General features: G+C 60.2%; 24 protein-coding genes and 1 riboswitch. Of the genes, 21 read left to right on the forward strand and 3 right to left on the reverse strand.

The genetic code is table 11. The annotated features are described in order from the left end of the window. Positions 1-38: 38 nt before the first annotated feature. From pyk to HII33_RS08455, 9 genes are all read left to right on the forward strand, one after another. Entirely contained in the window at positions 39-1805 is a 1767-nt protein-coding gene (gene pyk / locus HII33_RS08415) for a pyruvate kinase (RefSeq protein WP_179395356.1), read from the forward strand. A 201-nt stretch (positions 1806-2006) separates the two neighbouring features. Next, on the forward strand, positions 2007-2468 hold the full coding sequence (locus HII33_RS08420) for a DUF441 domain-containing protein (RefSeq protein WP_179395357.1): 462 nt from the start codon (positions 2007-2009) through the stop codon (positions 2466-2468). Positions 2469-2498: 30 nt separating this feature from the next. Then, complete coding sequence (locus tag HII33_RS08425; protein ID WP_179395358.1) at positions 2499-3362, forward strand: CvfB family protein; 864 nt, start codon at positions 2499-2501, stop codon at positions 3360-3362. 10 nt (positions 3363-3372) lie between these two features. Further along, positions 3373-4254, forward strand: coding sequence for a site-specific tyrosine recombinase XerD (xerD, locus tag HII33_RS08430; protein WP_179395359.1), 882 nt, complete (start codon positions 3373-3375; stop codon positions 4252-4254). A 79-nt stretch (positions 4255-4333) separates the two neighbouring features. Next, the gene (locus HII33_RS08435) at positions 4334-4726 is read left to right on the forward strand and encodes an N-acetyltransferase (RefSeq protein ID WP_179395360.1); all 393 of its coding nucleotides are present in this window, start codon (positions 4334-4336) and stop codon (positions 4724-4726) included. Next, positions 4701-5426 (forward strand): segregation and condensation protein A, encoded by a 726-nt coding sequence (locus tag HII33_RS08440; protein ID WP_179395361.1) that lies wholly within the window; start codon positions 4701-4703, stop codon positions 5424-5426. Before HII33_RS08435 ends, HII33_RS08440 begins: the two co-directional genes overlap by 26 nt. Further along, positions 5426-6010: an SMC-Scp complex subunit ScpB gene (scpB, locus tag HII33_RS08445; RefSeq protein ID WP_179395362.1), complete on the forward strand. Its 585-nt coding sequence runs from the start codon at positions 5426-5428 to the stop codon at positions 6008-6010. Before HII33_RS08440 ends, scpB begins: the two co-directional genes overlap by 1 nt. Continuing rightward, positions 5997-6731, forward strand: coding sequence for a pseudouridine synthase (locus HII33_RS08450; RefSeq protein WP_179395363.1), 735 nt, complete (start codon positions 5997-5999; stop codon positions 6729-6731). Before scpB ends, HII33_RS08450 begins: the two co-directional genes overlap by 14 nt. Positions 6732-6777: 46 nt before the next feature. Continuing rightward, positions 6778-6899, forward strand: a riboswitch (FMN riboswitch). 101 nt (positions 6900-7000) lie between these two features. Further along, entirely contained in the window at positions 7001-7591 is a 591-nt protein-coding gene (locus HII33_RS08455; protein WP_179395364.1) for an ECF transporter S component, read from the forward strand. A gap of 125 nt (positions 7592-7716) precedes the next feature. On the opposite strand, the gene HII33_RS08460 is transcribed toward HII33_RS08455, so the two are convergent. Continuing rightward, a complete protein-coding gene (locus HII33_RS08460; RefSeq protein ID WP_179395365.1) occupies positions 7717-7944 on the reverse strand; it encodes a ferredoxin in 228 nt (75 codons plus the stop codon). Positions 7945-7972: 28 nt separating this feature from the next. Here HII33_RS08460 and HII33_RS08465 point away from each other — a divergent pair, with 28 nt between their 5' ends. The 8 genes from HII33_RS08465 (at position 7973) to HII33_RS08500 (ending at position 16435) form a co-directional block, all read left to right on the forward strand. Further along, a complete protein-coding gene (locus HII33_RS08465) occupies positions 7973-8953 on the forward strand; it encodes a YpbB family protein (RefSeq protein ID WP_179395366.1) in 981 nt (326 codons plus the stop codon). After that, positions 8946-10361 (forward strand): RecQ family ATP-dependent DNA helicase, encoded by a 1416-nt coding sequence (locus tag HII33_RS08470; RefSeq protein ID WP_179395367.1) that lies wholly within the window; start codon positions 8946-8948, stop codon positions 10359-10361. The genes HII33_RS08465 and HII33_RS08470 overlap by 8 nt, the downstream gene beginning before the upstream one ends. Before the next feature lie 55 nt (positions 10362-10416). Beyond that, entirely contained in the window at positions 10417-11040 is a 624-nt protein-coding gene (locus HII33_RS08475) for a LysM peptidoglycan-binding domain-containing protein (RefSeq protein WP_179395368.1), read from the forward strand. A 64-nt stretch (positions 11041-11104) separates the two neighbouring features. Then, on the forward strand, positions 11105-11764 hold the full coding sequence (gene cmk, locus HII33_RS08480; protein WP_179395369.1) for a (d)CMP kinase: 660 nt from the start codon (positions 11105-11107) through the stop codon (positions 11762-11764). An 85-nt stretch (positions 11765-11849) separates the two neighbouring features. Continuing rightward, complete coding sequence (gene rpsA, locus HII33_RS08485) at positions 11850-13130, forward strand: 30S ribosomal protein S1 (protein ID WP_179395370.1); 1281 nt, start codon at positions 11850-11852, stop codon at positions 13128-13130. Between the two features lie 140 nt (positions 13131-13270). After that, on the forward strand, positions 13271-14581 hold the full coding sequence (gene der / locus HII33_RS08490; protein WP_179395371.1) for a ribosome biogenesis GTPase Der: 1311 nt from the start codon (positions 13271-13273) through the stop codon (positions 14579-14581). Positions 14582-14810: 229 nt separating this feature from the next. Then, the gene (locus tag HII33_RS08495) at positions 14811-15086 is read left to right on the forward strand and encodes an HU family DNA-binding protein (protein WP_179395372.1); all 276 of its coding nucleotides are present in this window, start codon (positions 14811-14813) and stop codon (positions 15084-15086) included. Between the two features lie 89 nt (positions 15087-15175). Continuing rightward, on the forward strand, positions 15176-16435 hold the full coding sequence (locus HII33_RS08500) for a tetratricopeptide repeat protein (RefSeq protein WP_179395373.1): 1260 nt from the start codon (positions 15176-15178) through the stop codon (positions 16433-16435). A 70-nt stretch (positions 16436-16505) separates the two neighbouring features. On the opposite strand, the gene HII33_RS08505 is transcribed toward HII33_RS08500, so the two are convergent. Continuing rightward, complete coding sequence (locus HII33_RS08505; protein WP_179395374.1) at positions 16506-17144, reverse strand: TetR/AcrR family transcriptional regulator; 639 nt, start codon at positions 17142-17144, stop codon at positions 16506-16508. A gap of 102 nt (positions 17145-17246) precedes the next feature. Here HII33_RS08505 and HII33_RS08510 point away from each other — a divergent pair, with 102 nt between their 5' ends. Continuing rightward, positions 17247-18260, forward strand: coding sequence for an NAD-dependent epimerase/dehydratase family protein (locus HII33_RS08510; protein ID WP_179395375.1), 1014 nt, complete (start codon positions 17247-17249; stop codon positions 18258-18260). A gap of 85 nt (positions 18261-18345) precedes the next feature. On the opposite strand, the gene HII33_RS08515 is transcribed toward HII33_RS08510, so the two are convergent. Further along, a complete protein-coding gene (locus tag HII33_RS08515; protein WP_179395376.1) occupies positions 18346-19224 on the reverse strand; it encodes a YitT family protein in 879 nt (292 codons plus the stop codon). 97 nt (positions 19225-19321) lie between these two features. On the opposite strand from HII33_RS08515, the gene HII33_RS08520 reads away from it, so the two are divergent. The 3 genes from HII33_RS08520 to HII33_RS08530 all read left to right on the forward strand — a co-directional run bounded on the left by HII33_RS08520 (position 19322) and on the right by HII33_RS08530 (position 23041). Continuing rightward, complete coding sequence (locus HII33_RS08520; RefSeq protein ID WP_179395377.1) at positions 19322-20500, forward strand: CCA tRNA nucleotidyltransferase; 1179 nt, start codon at positions 19322-19324, stop codon at positions 20498-20500. A 58-nt stretch (positions 20501-20558) separates the two neighbouring features. Further along, complete coding sequence (locus HII33_RS08525) at positions 20559-21017, forward strand: hypothetical protein (protein WP_179395378.1); 459 nt, start codon at positions 20559-20561, stop codon at positions 21015-21017. A gap of 128 nt (positions 21018-21145) precedes the next feature. Continuing rightward, on the forward strand, positions 21146-23041 hold the full coding sequence (locus HII33_RS08530; protein ID WP_179395379.1) for an ABC-F family ATP-binding cassette domain-containing protein: 1896 nt from the start codon (positions 21146-21148) through the stop codon (positions 23039-23041). The last annotated feature ends 1 nt before the right edge of the window (position 23042 follow it).

Below are 23042 nucleotides of genomic sequence, written 5' to 3' on the forward strand. Positions count from 1 at the left end.
GTCGGCATTAAAAAATTGTCAAAGGAGCGATTTCATTTATGAAAAAGACCAAGATCGTTAGCACGCTTGGGCCAGCAAGTAACACGACAGACATCATCGTCAAGTTGATCGAAGCGGGGGCTAACGTTTTCCGGTTTAACTTCTCTCACGGTGATCACGCAGAACACCTTGAACGCATGAACATGGTGCACGAAGCGGAGAAGATCACTGGCAAGACCGTCGGCATCATGCTCGACACGAAGGGCGCAGAGATCCGTACCACCGTGCAGGCAACGCCGAATGGCAAGATCGAGCTACACACGGGCGACGTGCTCCGTATCTCGATGGACGCTAGCCTTGACGGGACCCCAGAGAAGATCGCCGTGACCTATCCAGGTCTGTACGACGACACCCATGTGGGTGGCCACGTTCTGTTTGACGACGGGCTGATCGATTGCTTGATCACCGAGAAAGACGAAGCGAACCGTGAACTGGTCACGACCGTTCAAAACGACGGGGTGCTCGGCAGTCGCAAGGGCGTGAACGCCCCTGGTGTTGCGATCAACCTGCCAGGGATCACCGAAAAAGATGCCGATGACATCCGCTTCGGCCTGGACAACGGGATCAACTACATCGCCGCGTCCTTCGTCCGCAAGCCGCAAGACGTCTTGGATATTCGTGAACTGCTGGAAGAAAAGGATGCCCTGAACGTCCAGATCTTCCCGAAGATCGAATCTCAAGAAGGGATCGACAACTTTGACGATGTCATCAAGGTCTCTGATGGTCTGATGGTCGCCCGTGGGGACATGGGGGTCGAGATCCCGTTCGAACACGTCCCACTGGTCCAGAAGTCGCTCATCAAGAAGTGTAATGCACTGGGCAAGCCAGTCATCACGGCGACCCAGATGCTGGATTCCATGCAGGAGAACCCACGCCCGACCCGTGCGGAAGTGAACGACGTGGCCAACGCCGTCTTCGACGGGACCGACGCGACGATGCTCTCCGGCGAATCCGCGAACGGGGAGTACCCAGTTGAATCCGTTGCCGCAATGGCACGGATCGACGAGTACACCGAAAAGGCGATGCAGGACCAGGACGCGTTCGCCCTCAAGGCGTACTCGAACGCCAATATCACCGAGTCTGTCGGCCAGGCCGTTGCGCACACCGCGCGTAACCTGGGCGTCAAGACCATCGTTGCGGCCACGAAGTCCGGCTTCACCGCCCGCATGATCTCCAAGTACCGGCCAAAGGCAGACATCTTGGCGATTACCTTTGATGAAAAGACCCAGCGCGGTCTGATGATTAACTGGGGCGTCTACCCGATCATCGCGGAAGCGCCACAATCCACCGATGACATGTTCGACTTGGCGACCAAGAAGGCCCAGGAACTCGGCTTCGCTGAAGAAGGCGACCTGATCCTGATCACCGCAGGGGTGCCAGTCGGCGAGACCGGCACGACCAATGTGATGAAGGTCCAGTTGATCGGCTCCAAGCTGGTCGAAGGGTCCGGTGTCGGCGACGAATCCACCGTCGGTAAGGCGGTCCTCGCCACCAACGCGCAGGAAGCCGCGGCAAAGATGCAAAAGGGTGACATCCTGGTCGTGAAGACGACCGATAAGGATTACCTGCCAGCGATCGAAAAGGCTTCGGCCCTGGTCGTTGAAAACGGTGGGCTGACCAGCCACGCGGCAGTGGTCGGCATCGCCATGGGCATCCCGGTCGTCGTCGGGGCAGAAGGCGCGTTGAACGCCATCACCGATGGCCAAGTGATCACCGTTGATTCCCGTCGTGGGATCATCTACAAGGGCGCGACCAACGCGCTTTAAGCCACGCACATCGGTCGACCGGGTGAAGACACCGGCTTGACCTAACCCAAGCACCGCCGCACCATGGTTCGTCTTGCGAATCACGGTGCGGCGGTGCTTGGTCTGCACTGGGATGACGCCGGCGCGGTGTGGGTGAGCCCGGCTTTGCATTTTTATGTCAACTCAAGTAGAATAGCAACAGCACAGATCGAGGAGGAGCATATGGAAAGCTGGATCTTTTTGGGCGCCGTATTGGCGATCGCCGCACTGGCGAAGAATCAGTCGCTGCTGATCGGGGTCGCGGTGGTGATGGTGTTGAAGTTGATCCCCGCCTTCCACCCAGCGCTGAAGTTACTGCAGGGACAAGGGATCAACTGGGGGGTCACCGTGATCTCTGCGGCGATCATGGTCCCGATCGCCACCGGAGAGATCGGGGTCCGGGAGCTGGTCCGCGTGCTGCGCAGCCCGGCCGGCTGGATCGCCATCGCCATGGGGGTCCTAGTCGCGGTGCTGTCGGCCAAGGGCGTTGGCTTGCTGGCACAGAGCCCCGAGATGACGGTCGCCCTAGTCTTCGGCACGATCATGGGCGTCGTGCTGTTGCGCGGGATCGCGGCCGGTCCAGTGATCGCAAGCGGGATGACGTATGTCGTCTTGACGGTTTTCAACCTGTTGCCCGGTCGCTGACCGGCACGGAGTTATAGAGGAGGAACAGAGATGAAATTCAATGGTCAGATCATCGAGGCGACGGTCACCGATCATAATGATAAGCAGGTCTTCGCCCAGTATGCAGGCGTGACGATGGCGATCGATGGGGCTGAGTTCGAGGTGCTCCCGGCGATCGGGTCGGCGTTGACCGGCTTTGCTTACGAGAACACGCAGGGCAATGCGCGGCTGACGACCAAGATCCCGACGATCGGGCACGACCACTACGCCTTCGGGACGGTGGTCGAGGTGCGCCGGGACTTGGGCGTCTTCGTCAACATCGGGCTGCCTGACAAAGACATCGTGGTCTCACTCGACCAGCTGCCAGAGCTGGCGCGGCTGTGGCCGAACCGTGGTGACAAGCTGATGGTCGACCTGATGATTGACAAGAAGCACCGGCTGTGGGGCAACTTGGCCGACGAATCGATCATTCAGGCGGTGGCGAACCAGGCTAAGCCGGCGATGATGAATCAAGACGTCACCGGCACGGTGTACCGGCTCAAGATGGCGGGGACGCATGTCCTGACCGATGATTTTTACCTCGGCTTCATCCACCCGGCGGAGCGTGACGCGGAACCCCGCCTCGGTGAAGTCGTCTCTGCGCGGGTGATCGGGGTGCGCGACGACGGCGTGTTGAACCTATCGCTCAAGCCACGCGCTTATGAGGCGATCTCTGATGATGCTGCGATGGTGCTGGCGGTACTGGAACACAGTCCGAACAAAGTCATTCCCTACACGGACAAAAGCGATCCGGCGGCGATCCAGCAGGCCTTCGGGATCAGCAAGGGGGCCTTCAAACGGGCCTTGGGCCACTTGATGAAGGCGAAGCTGATCCAGCAACGCGATGGCCAGACCGAACTGACGACACACGATTAGAGGTGCACTTATGGATGATCTGATCAGTGATTTTATCCATTACCTCGACGTTGAGCGTGGCTTGGCCGCGACGACGCAGACCAGTTACCGGCAGGATCTGCGCGAATTCGCGGGGTGGCTGGCCGAGCAGCCGCTGACGCAATTTCCCGAGGACCTTGCAGTGATCCAAGCCTTCTTGAGCGACCAGAACGGGCTGAAGGCGGCGAGCTCCATGAGCCGCATGATCAGCGCGATGCGCCGCTTCTACCGTTACTTGATCCAAGAGGCGCTGATCGACTTTGACCCGATGACGCTGGTCGACTCACCAAAGCCGGCACAGCACCTGCCGGCCACGCTGTCGAACACAGAGATTGACCGGTTGATGGCGGCACCGGATGTGACCAAGCCGCTGGGGCTGCGTGACCGGGCGATCTTCGAGCTGATGTACGCGACGGGGTTGCGGGTGTCGGAAGTGGTCAACCTGCGGCTCGACCAGATGCACCTGACGCTGAACCTGCTTCAGGTGACCGGGAAGGGCGATAAGGAGCGGATCGTGCCGATCAGTCCGCAGGCCGTCGACTGGGTCCAGCAGTACCTCGGCTCAGCCCGCCCACAGCTGACGCGCAAGACCGCACCGGTGACCGTGTTCGTTAATTTTCACGGGCGGCAGCTGACGCGCCAGGGGATCTGGAAGAACCTCAAGGCCTACATTGACGCGTTGGGCATCCAGAAGAACGTGACGCCACACACATTGCGGCACAGCTTTGCTACCCACTTGCTCGAAAACGGCGCGGATTTGCGGGTGGTGCAGGAGCTGCTCGGTCACTCAGACATTAGCACGACTCAGATCTACACCCACCTGAGCAACAAGAAGATCGTGGCGGTCTACCACGAGACCCATCCCCGCGGCTGACGCGCGCGTTTTGATTGCTGGAAGCCGCAAGCTATGGTATCGTAGCGTGTGAGAGTAGTTAATGTGGGAGGCTTGTTTTATGCTGACTAAATACAAGAACGATTACGCGAAGATCGCGATGGGGTTCTTGTCCTTCGTGCCTGACCTCAAGGATATGGACCACCTGAAGACAGAGCTCAGGCTGTACACCGAAGACAACACCCACCTGCTGTACCTGTACCGCGAGGCGATCGGCTCGGACTTTGAAGGCGTCGTCGGTGTCGAGCTCGGCGCTGAATTCGCGTTGGTCCGGCACTTATCGCTATCGCCGGCCGTGCGTGACACCGCGACGCAATTCGCCGTGTTGGCCGACCTGCAGCACCTATACCCGGACCGCAAGCTGATGGGGACGCTTGAGACCGCACCGCTGATCGCCGCTTTCAACCAACGTAGAAAAGAGGATCCAGATGGCACTGACACTAGTGCTGAATGACTTCTCCGGGCCGCTCGACCTGCTGTGGCACCTGATCCGCACCAATGAAGTCGATATCTATGACATCCCGATCGCACAGATCACCAGCCAGTACCTCGACTACCTGCACCAGATGCAGGAGCTGCGGTTGGATGTGGCTGGTGATTATTTTGTCATGGCCGCCAGCCTGATGGCGCTCAAGAGCAAGCTGCTCTTGCCACAGCCCGAGCTAGATGAGCCAGACGACACCGACTATGTCGATCCGCGCGCGGACCTGGTCGCCCAGCTGCTGACCTATCAGGTCTACCAGGAGGCGGCCGGCGACCTGAAGGCCTACGAGCAGGCCCGAGCGCGCTCGTACGCCAAGCCAGAGACCCTACCGGATGCCGACGTTCGGGTGCCGATCCATCCCGGTGCCGTCAAGCTGCGCGACCTGACCGCGGCGATGTCAGCGGTGGTCCAGCGCCAGCTGGCGACGGCGCAGACGATCGCCCACATCGAGGCAGAGCCGATCTCCATCGACGAGCGGATCGGGGAGGTCCTCGCGAACCTGGCGCAGTGGCACACCTGCAACTTCGAGCGGTTGATCGCCGCGCATACGGTCGAAGGCGTCGTCACGACGTTCTTGGCGATCTTGGAACTGATGAAAAACGACCGGATCGAATGCGAGCAGGCGGAGCCGTTCGCCCCGATCACGGTGATGATGAAGGAGGTCGCCTGATGCAACCACTGATCGAAGCTGTCCTGTACACGGCGGGGGAGGCCGGGGTTGACCTGAGCGAGTTTGCGACGCTGCTCAACATCAGCGGTGCGGCGATGCGCCAGCAACTTGAGACCTACCAGCAACAGCTGGCGAATGACCCCACCCGTGGGGTGATGATCCAGCAGTCCGAAGACCGTTACTTCCTGCTGACCAAGCCGGCGTTCGGTGAGACCCTGAAGAAATACTTTGCCGGGCCGCCGGCGCAGGGACTCTCACAGGCAGCGTTAGAAGTCCTAGCGATCATCGCCTATCAGCAGCCGATCACGCGCATCGAGATCGATGAGGTCCGCGGCGTGCAAAGCTCCGGTGCGTTGACGACCCTGGCGGCGCGGCGCTTAGTCCGCGAGGCCGGCCGCAAAGAGGCGCCTGGGCGTCCGATCCTGTATGCCACCACCCCGTTTTTTCTGGACTATTTCGGTCTGACCACGCTAGACGACCTACCGGCGCTGGGTGAAGCCCAAGCGCCGGCTGAAGTCGACCTGTTCGCCGATTTTGAAGCTGCCTTGGATGATGAAGAAGGAGAAGACAATGCAATCGAATGAAGAACGCCTGCAGAAGGTGATCGCCAACGCAGGGGTCGCCTCTCGCCGCAAAGCTGAGGAGCTGATCCGGACCGGCCACGTCGAAGTCAACGGGACCGTGGTCTCGCAGATGGGCGTCAAAGTCACCCCGCAAGATGAGGTGCTCGTCGACGGGGTCCCACTGGGCAAGGAGCGCAAGCGCTACTACCTGTTCTATAAGCCGCGCGGCGTGATCACCGCGGTGACTGATGACAAGCACCGTGCGGTCGTGACCGATTACTTCGACGACGTTCAGGAGCACCTGTATCCGGTGGGGCGGCTTGATTACGACACCTCTGGCCTGCTGCTCATGACCAATGACGGCGACTTCGCCAACATGCTGATGCACCCCAGCTTCAAGGTCGACAAGAAGTATGTCGCCAAGGTCCAAGGGATCCCGACACGCACTCAGCTGATGCCGCTGCGTGATGGGCTCGTCGTCGAGGGGCAAAAGCTGGCCCCGGCGCGGTTCCATATCATGTCGGTCGACAAGGCCAAGCGGACTGCGATCATCGCCCTGACGATCCACCAGGGGGTCAACCACCAGGTCAAGAAGATGTTCAAGACGCTGGGCTTCCCGGTGCTCAAACTGTCCCGGACAGAATACGGGCCACTGACACTGGAAGGCCTCGTCTCCGGCGAGCACCGCGCGTTGAAGCCGATCGAGATCCAGGCACTGAAAACGGTTGCCGAAAAGGGTTGACAGTCGTGCCCCTCGTGGTTACAATAAGTGAGTAATTAAATATTCGGTTCGTCTTCAGGGGCAGGGTGCAATTCCCGACCGGTGGTAAAAGTCCACGACCCGCGGCAACGCGGCCGATCCGGTGTGATTCCGGTACCGATAGTTAAAGTCTAGATAAAGAAGATGGGGCTTTATTTTGAATGCCAACATTCAAATCAAAGACCTGTTATCTCCCCGGGGGTAGTGGGTCTTTTTTGCTCCTCTGAAGCAACCACTTGGAGGGTTTTTGTATGTCTGGTTCTAAAGTGCACCGCTTGGTCGGTGTGGCGTTGCTGGCGGCAGTGGGGTTCATCCTGCAGATGTTCTTGGCGTTTCCGATCCTGCCGGCGTTTCCGTTCCTCAAGCTGGATCTGTCTGATCTGACGGTCTTGCTTGGGGGGCTACTGTACGGTCCGGTCGGCGGCGTGATGGTCGCCTTCGTTCGCAGTCTGCTGCATTATGTGCTGACCGGCGGTGGGGTGATCAACCTGATCGGGGATGCCGCATCGTTCGTGGCGAGTTGCGGGTTCATGTGGCCGGTGGTCGCCCTGATGAAGAATAAGAACTCGATCGGGCGTCAGCTCACGGGTCTGATCGGGGGCACGCTCAGCCTGACCGTGATCATGAGCGTGCTCAACTTAGTGTTGATCATGCCGGCGTACCTGGCCGTCATGAACTTCCAGCTGGGCATGTCGACGGCCAAATACGTGCTGATCGGGGTCGTGCCGTTCAACCTGATCAAGGGCGTAGTGGTCTCGGTCGTCTTCTTCGCCCTAGCCAAAGCCTTGATGCCGTGGTTGGAAAAGCAACAACGCGCCGCACAGGTGCCGCACCTGCACTGAGGACCTAGCAACCAAAAAACACAGACCGTGATGTGACTTTCCAGGGTTGGACAACGCGCCAACTCCGGGGCACCGCACGGGCTGTGTTTTTTGTGTCTGTTTAGGGGTGGCCCTGAGCGGCGCGGTCAGTCGAACGGGGTCTCGCGTCGCTCGATCGCGCCGGTGGGGCAACGAGTGTAGGCGAGCTTGAAGTCGATCGCCTGTGCCGGCGTCAGCGGTTGCGTGCCGGTATTGGCGTCGAGGGTGACGCTGGCGATCCCCTCTGTGTCGTAGGTGAAGAGCTCGGGGGCAAGCATCTGACACCGACCGCACGCAATGCATGCGGCGCGGTCCACCTTGGCGTATAATGGCATATTAGAATTCATCTCCTGGGAGGCAGTTATGCTGGAAGACCTCGTGATCCAATTTTTTTCCGCCAAGCCGCGGCGTGAGATCGCCGTGTACCTCTTGCTGGTCGGCAAAAAAACGCTGTCCAACTTGTACGCGGCCCTTGAGCACGCGCAGCTCCAGTGGCTTCAACTCTACCCTACGCTGGCGCGCGAAGATTTTCAAGCGGCGGTCGAGCGCTTGGTGCGCGCAGGCGCACTGACGCGCACGGAGACCGGTCTGATCCTGAATCAACCAGAGGCAAAGCAGAGGGCGGCCGCTCGGCTGCCGCTACCGGCGCATTACGCTGCGCAGTTGGACGTTCAGGGCTTTGAACAACGCCTGCTGCTTGGGGTGCAAGTGGTCTCCGAGGCCCGCTACCACGCGCGGGCTTACCGGCCAGTGAGCAGCGACTGGGCAACGCAACAAGCGATCCGGCGCTGGAGCCGGGCCGTCGCGCTGCCGACGGTGATCAGCGAACTGACGGCGGCCTTTGCTGCCCTGCCTGACGCGACCGCGAACCGGCTGGCGGCGCGCTTCGTCGGTCATGATTACGTCGGGGACGCGCCCACAGACGGCTTACGCGACCAGCTCGGCGACGTGGACGCGCTGAGTCAGCTGATCTTGGTGATCGCAGCCCACCCGGAGTGGCTGACCTTGCACCAGTTGTGGGGTGGACCCAAGTCGTTGCTGTCTGCAAGCAACCGCCAGGCCTGTGCGCTGGCGACGGCCGGTGCGTCACGCGAGACGATCGCGACCCAGCTGCGGTTGCGCCCGAGCACGGTGAACGAGCATCTGCTGGGGGCGACGATCCTGGGGTGGCAGCCGCCGATCACCGCCCTGATCCCCGTGGCGGTGATGGGGGCGCTGACCGCGCTGCCACGCCCCCTGGACCCAGATTATCATCACCTGTTGGCGGCGGTGCCCGAGGCGGATTTCTTCGCGGTGCGGCTGGCGCAGATCCTCGACTTACAAGGACGGTGGCCGAATGAATGAGCTTGAGCAAGAATTGAAGGTGCGCTTTGGGTTTGACCATTTTCGGCCGGGGCAAGCGCCGCTGATCCAAGCGGCACTGGCGGGCCAGGATGCCTTGGGCGTGCTGCCGACGGGAAGCGGGAAGACCTTGTGCTACCAGCTTCCTGGGGTGCTGATGACCGGGCTGGTGGTGGTCGTCGAACCGCTGTTGGCGCTGATGGAAGATCAAGTCGCCCGCTTGCAGGCGAGCGGTGAAAAGCGGGCGGTGGCCTTATCGAGTCGCTTGACGCCAGGTGATGCCGAGGTGGTGATGGCCGGGCTTGCCGCCACGCGCTTTCTCTTCGTGGCCCCGGAGACGCTGATGAAGCCCGCGACACTGAACCGGCTAGCGCAATTGCCGATCAGTCTGCTGGTGATCGACGAGGCCCACTGCATCTCGCAGTGGGGCCCAGACTTTCGTCCGGCCTACCTGCAACTGGGGCAAGCGCGACAGAAGCTTCGGCCCCAGGCGACCATGGCGCTGACCGCGACTGCACCGGCCCGCGTGCAGGCGGACATCACGACGGGCCTGGGGTTACAGGCCCCCGTCCGCATAATCGCGTCCGTTGACCGGCCCAATATCTATCTGGGCGTGGCGCTCGTTGACTCAACCGCGGCGAAGACGGCGCGCCTCGATGAACTGATCGGCGCCGTCGATGGCCCCAAGATCGTCTACTTCGACCGCAAAGCGGAGGCGGAGGCGACGAGTGCGCACTTGCGCGCGCGCGGCTGCACAGCGGCGTATTACCACGCGGGGCTGAGCAGCGGCCAGCGGGATCTGATTCAGCGTCAGTTCATGGCGGATCAGCTCGAGGTGGTCTGTGCGACGAGCGCGTTTGGGATGGGGATCGACAAGCCCGATGTTCGCTTGGTGGTCTACACCCACCTCCCGGAGTCGCTGGAGGCGTATACACAAGGGATCGGACGGGCTGGCCGTGATGGTCTGCCCAGCGCGAGCTTGCTCTTGCTCGCACCAGGGGACTACCAGCGCGCGCAGCAGTTCGCGCAGACACTACCAGAGCCGACGCTGATCCAGACCGTCTACCAGCACCCGGAGGCTTACGTCGACATGGACGACCCGCAGATCAGCCTGGTCGAAGCCTACATCAAAGCTGGGTTCACTGAGGCCCAGACCCTAGCACAGCTACAGGCGCGACTCGGCGAGAAACAGGGGAGCTTTGCGGCGATGGCCGCATTCTTGAACGCACAACCTTGCCACCGCGCAGCCTTGCTCGCTCACTTTGATTCGCCGGCAGTCGCGCACCACGAGACCTGTTGCGGGCCGCTGACGCCGGCGGTGCTGGCTCAGCTAGCCCCGGGGGGCCTGCGGCCGCAGCGGCCGGACACCGACTGGCGGGCGATTTTTCACACGATCTTTAAAATGAATTAATAACCAATGACATTAACTATGATACAATGGTTGCAGTTGAGTAAGGAGGATCGTTATGCACAAAAATGACCAGGAGGCGCCAACCTCTAACGACCCAACCAAACCGTGGGAGAAACAATTCGAGGATGAGCGAGACGACGACGGCAACCTGTCGCGTCTCGCGACTCGCAAGAAACACCGCGGGACAACGGTGCTGACCTATGTCTTGTGGACGTTGATCGCACTGTTCGTCTTGGTCCCGGTCACCATGTACGCGATCTCGAGCAATTCCGGCGGTTCCGGCGGCAATAAGACGCATATCGCAGTTGAAAGTGAAAAGTCGAGCTCGAGTCAATCGGAGGAATCTAGCAGTGGCAGCACGAGTTCGAGCTCGAGTCAATCCAGCAGCACCAGCTCGTCGAGTAGTGCTGAGTCCGCTAACAGTGACCCGCAATCGAGTCAGTCCGAGTCATCGAGCCAGCAGACGCAGACTGACTCGGGGACGACTTCGGCAGCAAGCAGCACGTCTCGCTCGACTTCCAGCAGTAGCGCTAGTCCAACTGCCGGTGGCACTTACACGGTCAAGGCGGGTGACAACGCTTACCGCATTGCGGTCAATCACGGCATGACCCTGCAGGAATTCTACGCGCTGAACGGACAGGGCACGTTGGTCCCAGGGCAAGTCGTCAAGGTCAAGTAGTCAGAGTTGAGCCGACCACCGGCTCAACTTTTTTTGAGAAAATACGCATCGGGAGAGATTAATTATGCAAATTGCGATCGACGGCCCAGCCGGGTCGGGGAAGAGTACCATTGCCAAGTTGGTCGCCAGCCAGCTGGGGTTCATCTACTGCGACACCGGGGCGATGTATCGCACTGCCACGGTGATGGCGCATCGTCTGGGGCTGGACTACGGGGACGAGGCGGCGATCATGACGCACCTGAAGGACCTTGAGATCACCTTCAAGCCGACCCCCGAGGGGCAGCTGGTCTTCATGGACGGGGTCGATGTGACGCATGCGATCCGTGAACCGGAAGCGACCAACAATGTCAGCCAAGTGTCGGCACTGCCGCAGGTGCGTGAAGAGATGGTCGCCCGCCAGCGCCAGATCGCCGCGACCAGCGACATCGTGATGGATGGGCGCGACATCGGCACGACGGTCCTGCCGAATGCGGACCTGAAGATCTTCATGGTCGCCAGTGTCGCCGAGCGGGCCAAGCGCCGGTACAAGGAGAACGTTGCCAAGGGGATCGAGACGCCATTGGACGTGCTTGCAGACGAGATCGAAGCGCGTGACCGCAAGGATTCCACGCGTGCGGTCAGCCCGCTGCGCGAGGCTGCGGATGCGATCCGGATCGATTCCAGTGCCATGACGATCGAGGCGGAAGTCGCGACCATCCTGAAACTAGTCGCAGAAAAACGCTGAGCCGAGTAAACAAATAGTTGGTAATTTCTTGACTCATTAGGTACAATAGTCTTTGTATGACAGTCGTATAGGAGGATTTTTTGGCATGAGTGAAAACAATGTAGCAAACGAGAACGCCCAAACCATGGCGGACGCTTTGAAGGAAGTCGAAACCGTTCATATTGGGGACACCGTTAAGGGTGAAGTACTAGCCGTTGAGGACAAGCAACTGATCGTTGGGATCGAAGGCACCGGGGTCGAAGGTGTCGTTCCTCTGAAAGAATTATCAACTCAGCCAATCGATGACATTCGGTCGGTTGCTAATGTCGGCGATGAACTTGACCTGGTCGTGATCTCCACGATCGGTAAGGACAAAGAAAACGGGCAGTACCTGTTGTCCAAGAAGCGCCTTGAAGCGCAGAAAGTCTGGGCCGAGATCAAGGCGAAGGCCGATGCAGGCGAGACCATCACCGCACCGGTGACCTCTGTCGTTAAGGGCGGTCTGGTCGTTAACGCTGGGGTCCGTGGCTTCGTTCCGGCTTCCATGGTCGCTGACCACTTCGTTGAAGATCTGTCTCAGTACAAGGGTCAGGAACTGGAATTCAAGATCGTTGAAGTTGAACCAAACGACAACCGTCTGATCCTTTCCCACCGTGCGATCGTTGAAGCCAACAAGAAGGAAGCTCGCGCTGAGATCTTCTCCAAGATCCAGCCTGGTGACGTTGTTGAAGGTAAGGTCGCACGTCTGACCAACTTCGGGGCCTTCGTTGACCTCGGTGGCGTTGATGGGCTGGTCCACGTGTCTGAGATCGCTTTTGACCACGTTGACAAGCCAAGCGACGTGCTCAAGGTCGGCCAAGACGTTAAGGTCAAAGTGCTGGCTGTTGACCCAGAACGTGACCGGATCTCCCTGTCCATCAAGGCGACCTTGCCACAGCCATGGGACAACATCGAGACCGAAGCACCAGCTGGCGCTGTCCTGTCTGGGACCGTGCGTCGCCTGACGAACTTCGGCGCGTTCGTTGAAGTCTTCCCTGGTGTTGAAGGTCTGGTCCACATTTCCCAGATCTCTCACGAACACATCGCGACACCTAACGATGTGCTGAAGGAAGGCCAAGTGGTCGACGTCAAGGTCCTGTCTGTTGACCCTGATCAGCACCGTCTTGCCCTGTCCATCAAGGCACTGCAAGAACGGCCTGAAGGCGTCGAAGAAGACTGGCCTGCCCGCAGCAACAACCGCGGCAACAACGACCGTCCTCGTCGTAACAACCGCCGTGAAGAACACACCGCGATCCCGGCTGAATACCAGCAGGATGATTCCGGCTTCTCCATGGGCGATCTGCTCGGTGACGCGCTGAAGGGCTTCGGTTCCGACGACCAAGACTAATCATCGACTATGATGGGGAGGAGGGTGTGACATTGTCACGCCCTCCTTCTTCGTTTGGCCCACGACAAGGCCGATCTTATCAAATCAAGCACCTGAGGCCCTTGGATGTGGGGCTCAGGGCCCAGAAAGGCAGTGAGGTAATGGTCCTTCCAACATTAGCGATCGTTGGCCGCCCGAATGTCGGGAAGTCCACGATCTTCAACCGGATCCTCGGCGAGCGTGTCTCGATCGTCGAAGATACCCCCGGCGTCACCCGCGACCGGATCTACGGCAAAGGGGAGTGGCTCGGCAAAGAGTTCGCTTTGATCGATACCGGGGGGATCGATATGGGGGACGAGCCGTTCTTGACCCAGATCGCCCAACAGGCCGAGATCGCGATCGAAGAGGCCGATGTGATCCTGTTTTTGACCAGCGTCGAAGCAGGGGTCACTGAGGCAGACGAGAAGGTCGCCCAGATCCTCTACCGCGCGGATAAGCCGGTGGTCTTGGCGGTCAACAAAGTCGACAACCCAGAGCGCCGCAACGATATCTACGATTTCTACTCGCTGGGCTTCGGTGAGCCCTTCCCACTGTCTGGGACCCATGGTATCGGCCTGGGTGACGTGTTAGACGCGGTCTTTGCCGCCTTTCCAGCGGAAGGGGCGGCCCCGGAGGATGACAGCATCCGCTTCTCCTTCATCGGCCGGCCGAACGTCGGTAAGTCAAGCCTGGTCAACGCGATCCTCGGTGAGGAGCGCGTGATCGTCTCCGATATCGAAGGGACGACTCGCGATGCGATCGACACGAAGTTCGTCCACGACGGGCAGGAATTCACAATGATCGACACGGCGGGGATCCGCAAGCGCGGCAAGGTCTATGAGAGCACCGAGAAGTACGCGGTGATGCGGGCGTTGCGGGCGATCGACCGCTCCGACGTCGTCTTGGTGGTCCTGAACGCTGAAGAAGGGATCCGTGAGCAGGATAAGAAGGTCGCGGGCTATGCGCACGAGGCGGGTCGTGGGGTGATCATCGTCGTCAACAAGTGGGACACGCTGACCAACAAGGATAACCACACGATGAAGGAGTTCGAGCAGCACGTACGCGACGAATTCCAGTACTTGGAGTACGCCCCGATCATCTTTGTCTCGGCGAAGACCAAGCAGCGGCTGCGCAACCTGCCGGCGATGATCACTTTGGTTTCAGAAAATCAGAACCGCCGGATCCAAAGCGCGGTGCTGAACGACGTGTTGATGGACGCCTTGGCGGTCACCCCGACCCCGACCATTAATGGGAAGCGCCTGAGAATCTACTACATGACGCAAGTGGCGGTGAAACCCCCGACATTCGTGGTTTTTGTCAACGATCCGGAGTTGCTCCACTTCTCCTATGAGCGTTTTCTCATCAACCAGTTGCGGGCGGCGTTCGACTTTGACGGCACGCCGATCCACCTGATCGCGCGAAGTCGCAAGTGACCGGCGTTTGGCGAGTTTGACCGGGCGCGATAATTTTCAAAAGAATATTTTCACGCAAATGCGAAAGTGTGTGACAAAAGTGCATTAAACCTTGCCACGCCGGGCTTTGTGTGATAACTTTAGGGATGAAATAGTGATACGGTTTTTATCATTGTTTCCTCATTCTTGGGGAATCCCCGAATGGGTCGTGCGGTGCTTGCACCGTAAATTTACGGAGGTGAAATAGATCATGGCAAACAAAGCAGAATTGATCGAAAGCGTTGCAACAACCACTGGCTTGACCAAGAAGGATGCAACCGCAGCAGTCGATGCCGTCTTCAGTTCCATCCAGGGCGCTCTTGCCAAGGGCGAAAAGGTTCAACTGATCGGCTTCGGTAACTTCGAAGTACGCGAACGCGCTGCTCGTAAGGGCCGCAACCCACAAACCGGTGCAGAGATCGAGATCCCTGCATCCAAGGTTCCTGCGTTCAAGCCTGGTAAGGCACTCAAGGACGCTGTCAAGTAGTCTCTTGAATCACCGATCCTAGGGCAAAAGAGGTCGAGCCAGCGCTCGGCCTCTTTTTTCCGGCTGAACCGTTATTAGAGGAGGAAAGCATGTACGCGGAGCAAATGTTGAATGCGCTGGAAGCAGGCGACCTGGCGAAGAGCCGGGAGCTGTTCCAGCAGGTGCTGGCCCATGATGACGATGAGACCAAGTACAACTTGGCAGGTGAGTTGTATGCCCTTGGGTTCACGGGTCAGGCCCAGCGGCTCTACCAAGAGCTCATGGGGCGATACCCCGATCAAGATGACCTCAAGACAGCCTTGGCGGACATTGCGGTCTCTAATGGTGACACGGATCAAGCAATCGGACTGCTCAGCATGATCGCGCCGAGCAGCCCGTTTTATCCGCAAGCGTTGTTAGCCCTGGCAGATGTCTACCAGACCCAGGGCCTGTATGAGGTCAGCGAGCAGAAGCTCCAGCTGGCCCAGCGCCTTGTGCCCGAGGAGCCGGTGGTGACGTTCGCTTTGGGCGAGCTGTATTTTGACTGGGGCAAGGATGACCTGGCGAGCGTGGCTTACGCGCAGTTGCTTAACAGCGGGGTGGAGACGCTGGCCAACGTCAGCATCAAGGCGCGCTACGCCGCCACGCTCGCTCACCTGGGGCAGTATGAAGACGCGGTGGCCGTGTACGAGGAGCTCGGCGTTACCGAGCTCGATCCGACGAGCGCGTTTCAGCTGGGGACGTTGTACGCGCAGCTGGATGAGCCGGAGCGCGCGATCACCACGCTGCAAGGCGTGATCGACCAGGACCCGAGCTTCGCCAATGCGTATATGCCGCTGGCGACGGCTCAGAGTCAGACCAACGATCTGGAAGCGGCCTTGACCACGGTGCAACAGGGCCTGCAGGTCGATGAGACCAACCCGGCGCTGTACACGCTTGGTGCGCGCCTGGCCTTGAAGACCCAGGCGCTCGACTTGGCAGAGGCTTACCTCCAAAAAGCGCGGGCGCTTGATCCGGAGAACCAAACCGTGATGCTGGAGTGGAGCAATTTGCTGGTGGCCCAAGGGGCGGATGACACCAATATCGCCTTCCTGGAAGCCGTTGACACCAGTGGGGGGGTCGATCCGCAGATCTACTGGAATTTAGCCAAGAGCTACGATCGCCTGGATAACGTCGCCAAGGCCCGTGAGAACTACCTGCTGGCCTTTCGCAACTTCCAAGATCAGCCCGATTTCCTGCGCGACATCATCGACTTCTTCCAGTCGACTGGCGCGCGCGCCGAGCTACAAGCGGCGCTGACCCGCTATCTCGCGCTGGTTCCAGATGATGCAGAGATGCAGGCGCGCCTAGATGACCTGACCGCGCGCTGATGCGTGAAGCAAGCAAAGAAGGGGTGCACCCATGGGCGCACCCCTTCTTTGTGCTGGCTAGCCGTGTCATTCAGCGGTAGGCGTATGTGTCGCGCAGTTCTGCCAGGACGCGCTCAGTCAGTGGCGCCACCGCGGCGAACGGCAACGCTAGGCCGTCGACGACAGTCCCGCGCACCGCACTTTCGAAGTAGTCGCGCAGTAGCGTGACCGCGTCTTCGACCGCCAGCTCAGCTGCGATCACCTGGCGCAACGCACCGGTGATCAGTAGCTCGTCTTGTGGGATCAACGTCTCACAGTGAACGGTTGGGGCCAGGATCTTCGCCTGCTGCAGGGTCTGAAGTTGCGTGACTGCCTCGGCCGTATAGCGCGCATAATCGGCGTCGAGGGCCGCAGCGCGTGCCGGGTACTGCGCGGCCAGATCGGCACGAAAGACCGGCGACCGCGCGCCCAGCAGTAGCATCGTGTTCAGCCGAAGCGTTAGGTAGCCCGCGGCGCTCAGGGGCAACGTCTTGGGCTGGTTACGCTGAAGGAACGTGTGGTGGCGAGCACACACTGCGGCGATGACAGCCTCTTTGTTCTTGAAGTAGAGATAAAGGGTCGCGCGACTGATATGCACTTGCTGGGCCAGCGTATTCATCGACGATTTTGCAAAACCGTGGGCAAGTACCGCGTGATTCAGCGCGACGGCGAGCGTTTCTTGACGCGTCATTCGGATCACCTCAACCGTAAGGATACCAAAAAAATCGGCCATTGACAAATTAGACATAAAACTGTATATTATGTCTAAAATCATATCGTGGAGGATACGTTGATGCAAACAATTGTTGTAACAGGGGCGTCTGGGTTTGTCGCCCGCTGGGTGATCCAAGACCTGCTCGCGCACGGGTATGCGGTCAGGGGGTCACTACGCAGCCTGGCCAAAGCGGACGAGGTACGCCGCAGCGTGTTAGTTGGCGACGCGGCGGATCGTGGCGACGCCCTTCAGTTCTTTGCGGCGGATCTGACGGCTGCAACGGGCTGGGTGGCGGGTTTGCGTGGGGCGGATGGGGTGATCCATGTCGCCTCACCACTGGGGCACGGGACGGAAAGTGAAGCAGAGCTGGTGGCCGTAGCCACCAGCGGGGTCCGGGAGGTCTTTGCCGCGGCGCATACCGTGGGGATCACGCGGCTCGTGATGACGAGCTCTGGCGCGGCGGCTACCCCGCGGGCATCAGTCGGTGCGGTCACGATCCACCCAGATTTTTGGACGGACCTGGCCGATCCGGCCCTGGATCCGTACCGCCGGTCGAAGGTGCACGCAGAACGCCTGGCCTGGCAGCTGGCGGCGGAGTATGGGCTGGCGCTCACCACGATCTTGCCTGGAGCGATCTACGGTCCGGCGCTGTCCGCCCACGCGATCAGCTCGGATCAGATGCTTCAGGCGATGCTCAAGGGCTGGACGGTCGTGCCGAAGGTGCCACTGGAGGTCTCGGACGTACGGGACTTGGCGACCTTGCACCGACTGGCGTGGGCGAGCCCGGCTGCGGTCGGTCACCGCTATCTAGCGGCGGCCCATCACACCGACCTCGTGACGGTCGCGCGCACCTATCAGCGCGCCTATCCCGACCAGCGCATCCATGTCGTCGCGTTGCCGAATCCGGTGACCCGGTTAGCCGCGCGGGTGGTCCCGAGCTTACGCGCCTTGGTCCCGATGCTGGCACGCCAGTACCGGCTGTCTAGCGCCGAGCCTGAGGCAGACCTCGGGTGGCGGCAGCGCCCGGTGACGCAGACGATGACTGACGCGGCGCAATCGCTGTTCGATCACGGGCTAGTCGCTCGGCAGTGACGGGGCAATCGAGCCGTTGGCCGCGACTGAACGCCCAAAGAAGCTGAGGGTTCGCATTCAGGGCCCCTCAGCTTCTTTTTGGCGCTCAGCCCAGAAACAGGCGGCGCGGCTTTTTCTTGTAGGTGAATCCTTCGCCCAGCGCCTCATGGACGTCGAGGATCGTGACGAACGCCTGCGGGTCGGCTTGCTCGATGATCCGCTTGACGGCGGCGATCTCGGTCGGGGCGACGACGGCGTACACGACGCGCTTCTGATCGCGGGCAAAACCGCCTTCTGCGTGGAGGTAGGTCACCCCACGTTCGAGCTGCGCCATGACGGCCGCGGCGATCGCTTGCGCCTCGTTGGAGACGATCAGTACGCCCTTGGCCGAGTAAGCCCCTTCCAGCGTGAAGTCAACGATGCGGGAGAACACATAGCTCGCCAGCAGGGTGTACATCATCAGCTCGAGGCTCAGGTAGGAGAGGCTGGCGCAGAGCACCACGACGTCGAAGGCGAGCAGCGATTTACCCATCGGGATGCCGGTCTGCTTCTCCAGGATCCGCGCGATCACATCCGAACCGCCGGTGGTCCCGCCACAACGGTAGATCAACCCGCTGCCGATCCCGCCGAACAACCCGGCGAGGACCCCAGCGATGAAAAGGTCGTGATGGATGTTCAGGCTGACGGGCAGACGCTGCCACAGCCAGAGCCAGCCAGATAGCATCCCCGTCCCGTAGATCGTGTAGGCTAAGGCGCGCTTGCCGAGGAACTTGTAGCCGACGAGGATCAGTGGGATGTTCAGTAAGATCGTCGAGTAGGCCGGATCGAGGTGCCACCAGTAGCGGATCAGCAGCGTGATCCCGGTGATCCCGCCTTCTGCCAGGTGGTTTTCGATGTTGACGGTGACGAGCCCGAAGGCGTAGAGCGCACACCCCAACGCGATCAAGATCAAGTCGAGCAGTACTCGGCGCGATGTTTTGGTCATGCTGCACCTCCTTAGGATAGCTTCTGCCTTTATCTTAACAGAGTTGTCGTGCGGGTGTGCTATGATAGGAGGGCAATCTAGAGAAAAAGGTGAGTCCATGCAGATCGATCTATCCCATCCTGATTTTCAAGCGGCCATCCCGATCATGAAGCAGATCGAAGCCGCGGGCTACGAAGCCTATTTTGTCGGCGGTAGTGTGCGCGATGCGTTGCTGGGACTGCCGATCCACGATGTCGACATCGCAAGCTCGGCTTACCCGGCGGAGATCAAGCGGATCTTCCGCAAGACTGTCGACACTGGGATCCAGCACGGCACGGTGATGGTGCTATGGCACGGGGCGGGCTACGAGGTGACGACGTTTCGGACGGAGTCGGGCTACCAGGATTTTCGCCGCCCCGATCACGTCACCTTTGTTCGGTCGCTGGAAGAGGACTTGCGGCGGCGCGACTTCACCGTCAACGCCTTGGCGGTGCGCCACGACGGGACGGTGATCGACCTGTTCGACGGGCTGGCCGACCTTGACCGCCGCGTCTTGCGGGCCGTGGGCGATGCCCACGCACGGTTTCACGAAGATGCGTTGCGGATGATGCGGGCGGTCCGCTTCCAAAGCCAGCTCGGTTTTGCCGTCGAGCCGGCGACGCAAGCGGCCATCCAAGCCAACGCGGCGCTACTGGAGAAGATCTCCGTCGAACGGATCGCGGCCGAGTTCACCCGGCTGATGCTCGGCCAGGCGCGCGCTGCCGGGTTGCAGACGTTTTTGGCTACCGGCCTCGACACGCATGTCCCTTTGCTCGGGGCGCATCGGGCGGGGCTGGTCGCCTTGGCAGCTTTGCCACCGGCGCAGATCACAGCGCCAGCAGTCGCCTGGACGCTGGTCGCGACCCTGTGTCAGGTGCCGGTCCATCCGCTGATGACGGCCTGGAAGCAGGCGAATGCACTCGCCGAGCTCACGCAGCGCGCCACCCAGTTGTGTGCACAGCTGGCGGCTCCGACGGCGTGGCAGCTGTATCAAGCTGGGGAGGCCGCCGTGCGTGTCGCGTTGGCCGCGCAGGCGTACTTGGTGCCGGCTTTTGACGGGCACGCGATCGCTGCGGCGTACGACGCGCTGCCGATCCACAGCAAGCGCGAACTAGCGATCAACGGGGCGGCGTTGATCCAACAGGGCTTCACGCCGGGGCCACAGCTCGGCGAGACCCTGCAGGCGCTAGAAGCGGCGGTCGTGGCCGGGGAGTTGCCGAATGAGCGCGAGCAGTTGATCGCTGCAGCGATGGTTTAAGTCTGCGGCAGATGTGGTACACTACGTATGTAAGCACATACAAGAAAGGATGAGCCGCATGACAGAGCACGTGTTTGAACAACTGGTTTTCCACTTCCGTAACGGGGACGAATGGACGATCTCCCATAAGGAGCTTGCCGATATCTGGATCAGTCGGGTAACGACGAGCTATGGTCGCATCAACGGGGGGAGCATCCAAGAGATCCACCCGTGCAAGAGCTTCAAGGTCGAGATCTTGCCGGAAGCAGACCATGTGAAGTCGACGGACATCAACACGGGCTCGCTTGAGCTGGGGATGTTTGGCCGCGCGACTAAGTACCAAGACATCGAGAAAATGGATCTGACCTTCGACGCCGACAGCGAGAAGAACATTCAGATCTACTTCCCCTTCTCCCAAAAAGACCCGAGCGGTCTGGATAATGCCTACCAGACCAGCAAGGTCTCCCAGAAGAACGGGCACCTATACATCGTGATCGACGCCAAAAAAACGGTCGCCGACGAGTATCCGCTCATCTGACCGTCCCTGGCCGCCCGCTTGCGGGCGGCTTTTTTGAGCCGCTGAGGGGCGTTGGCGTGAGACGCGAGGCTAACGCGCGGGGGCGTTCCATGGTATGATGAAAGCAGACTTTGATAGTGGGGAATAACATGCAGACATTGACCGCAACAGCCGTCAGCAAAGCTTACGGCGATAAACAACTGTTTCAGAACATCGATTTTTTGATCAACGAAGGGGATCGTATCGGGTTGATCGGGGTCAATGGGACGGGGAAGACCACATTGCTCAACGGGCTGGCCGAGACCGATCCGTTCGACGCCGGGCAGGTCGAGGCCCCGCGCAACTATCAGATCAGCTACCTCGCGCAGCGCCCCACGTTGGACCCGCAAAAGCGGATCATGGACGCGGTGTACGGCGGTCAGTCACCTGTGTTTGCGGCCATCCGGCAGTATGAGCGTGCGCTGGCAATTTACACTGACGCGCCGATGGATCCAGCCGCCCAGGCAGCCTACACCCGCGCGGATGCGCAGATGACGACGCTCGATGCGTGGTCGGTCGAAACCGAGATCAAGACGATCCTGACGCAGCTGCACATCACCGACCTCGACCAGCAGATCGGCCAGCTGTCGGGCGGGCAGCAAAAACGGGTGGGGCTCGCCCAGGTCCTGATCGAATCGCCGGACCTGCTGATCCTGGATGAGCCGACCAACCACTTGGACTTTGATTCGATCGCCTGGCTAGAGACCTACCTGAGTAAGTACAAAGGGGCCCTGCTCGTCGTCACCCACGATCGCTACTTCCTCGACCGGGTCGCGAACACGATCTGGGAGTTGGATCACGGTCAGCTCTACCGCTACACGGGTAACTACGAGGCGTACATCGGCCAAAAAGCCGAGCAGGTCGAGCGTGACCAGGCAGCGGGCCACAAGCAACAGCAGCTGTACAAGCAGGAACTTGCGTGGATGCACGCCGGGGCCCAGGCCCGCTCGACCAAGCAACAGGCGCGGATCAACCGCTTCAATGACCTCAAAGATGACCTCAATGGCCGCCCGAGCGCAACTGGAACAGTCGAGATGAAGGTCGCTAGCGCCAGACTGGGCAAAAAAGTGATCGAGATGCACGATGCCAGCCTCACGCTGGGCGGGCACCCGATCTTGTCACACTTCGATTGGTTGGTCCAGCCGGGGCAGCGGATCGGCATCACGGGGCTCAACGGTGCGGGCAAATCCTCTTTGCTCAATGTGATCGCCGGCCAGCGCCCGTTAGACGCGGGGGTGATCGAACTTGGTGAGACCGTCCGCCTCGGGTATTACACCCAGATGAGCCAGACGCTTGATGGCAGCAAGCGGGTGATCAGTTATCTGCAAGAGGCCGGCGAGGAGCTCGTGACCAATGCCGGGGAGCGCGTCTCGGTCACCCAGCTGCTGGAGCAGTTCTTGTTTCCGCGAAGCATGCACGGTAACTTGATCGGACGGTTATCAGGCGGGGAGAAGCGGCGGCTGTACTTGTTACGGATCTTGATGAGTCAACCGAATGTCTTGCTTCTCGATGAGCCGACGAATGACCTGGACGTGGCAACACTGACGGTGCTTGAAGACTATCTGGACCGCTTCCCGGGTACCGTGATCACGGTCTCGCATGATCGTTACTTCCTCGATAAAGTCGCGGACACTCTGTTGATCTTCAACGGGAACGGGGCGATCGCACGCTACACGGGGCTGTTCACCGATTACTTGCAGGCTCAGACGCAACCGGCGCACCCTGCGCACGCGGACAAGCCGAGCGCGCCGACACCGGTGCCGCCGACACAGCCGAAGGTCAAGACCAAGCTGACCTACGCGGAACAGCTCGAACACGACGCGCTCCAACCGCAGATGGACGCACTGGATGACCAGATCTCGGCGCTCAAGGCGGAGATGCGCGGGGTCGCCGGCGCGGATTATCAGCGCCTGGGGACCCTGCAACAACAGATCGATGCGCTTAACGCGCAGCTCGACCAACTCTTTGACCGGTTCGCGGAACTTGACGAATACGTGGAGGATTGAG

The sequence above is a fragment of the Lacticaseibacillus absianus genome (assembly GCF_013407595.1).
Classification (GTDB): domain Bacteria; phylum Bacillota; class Bacilli; order Lactobacillales; family Lactobacillaceae; genus Lacticaseibacillus; species Lacticaseibacillus absianus.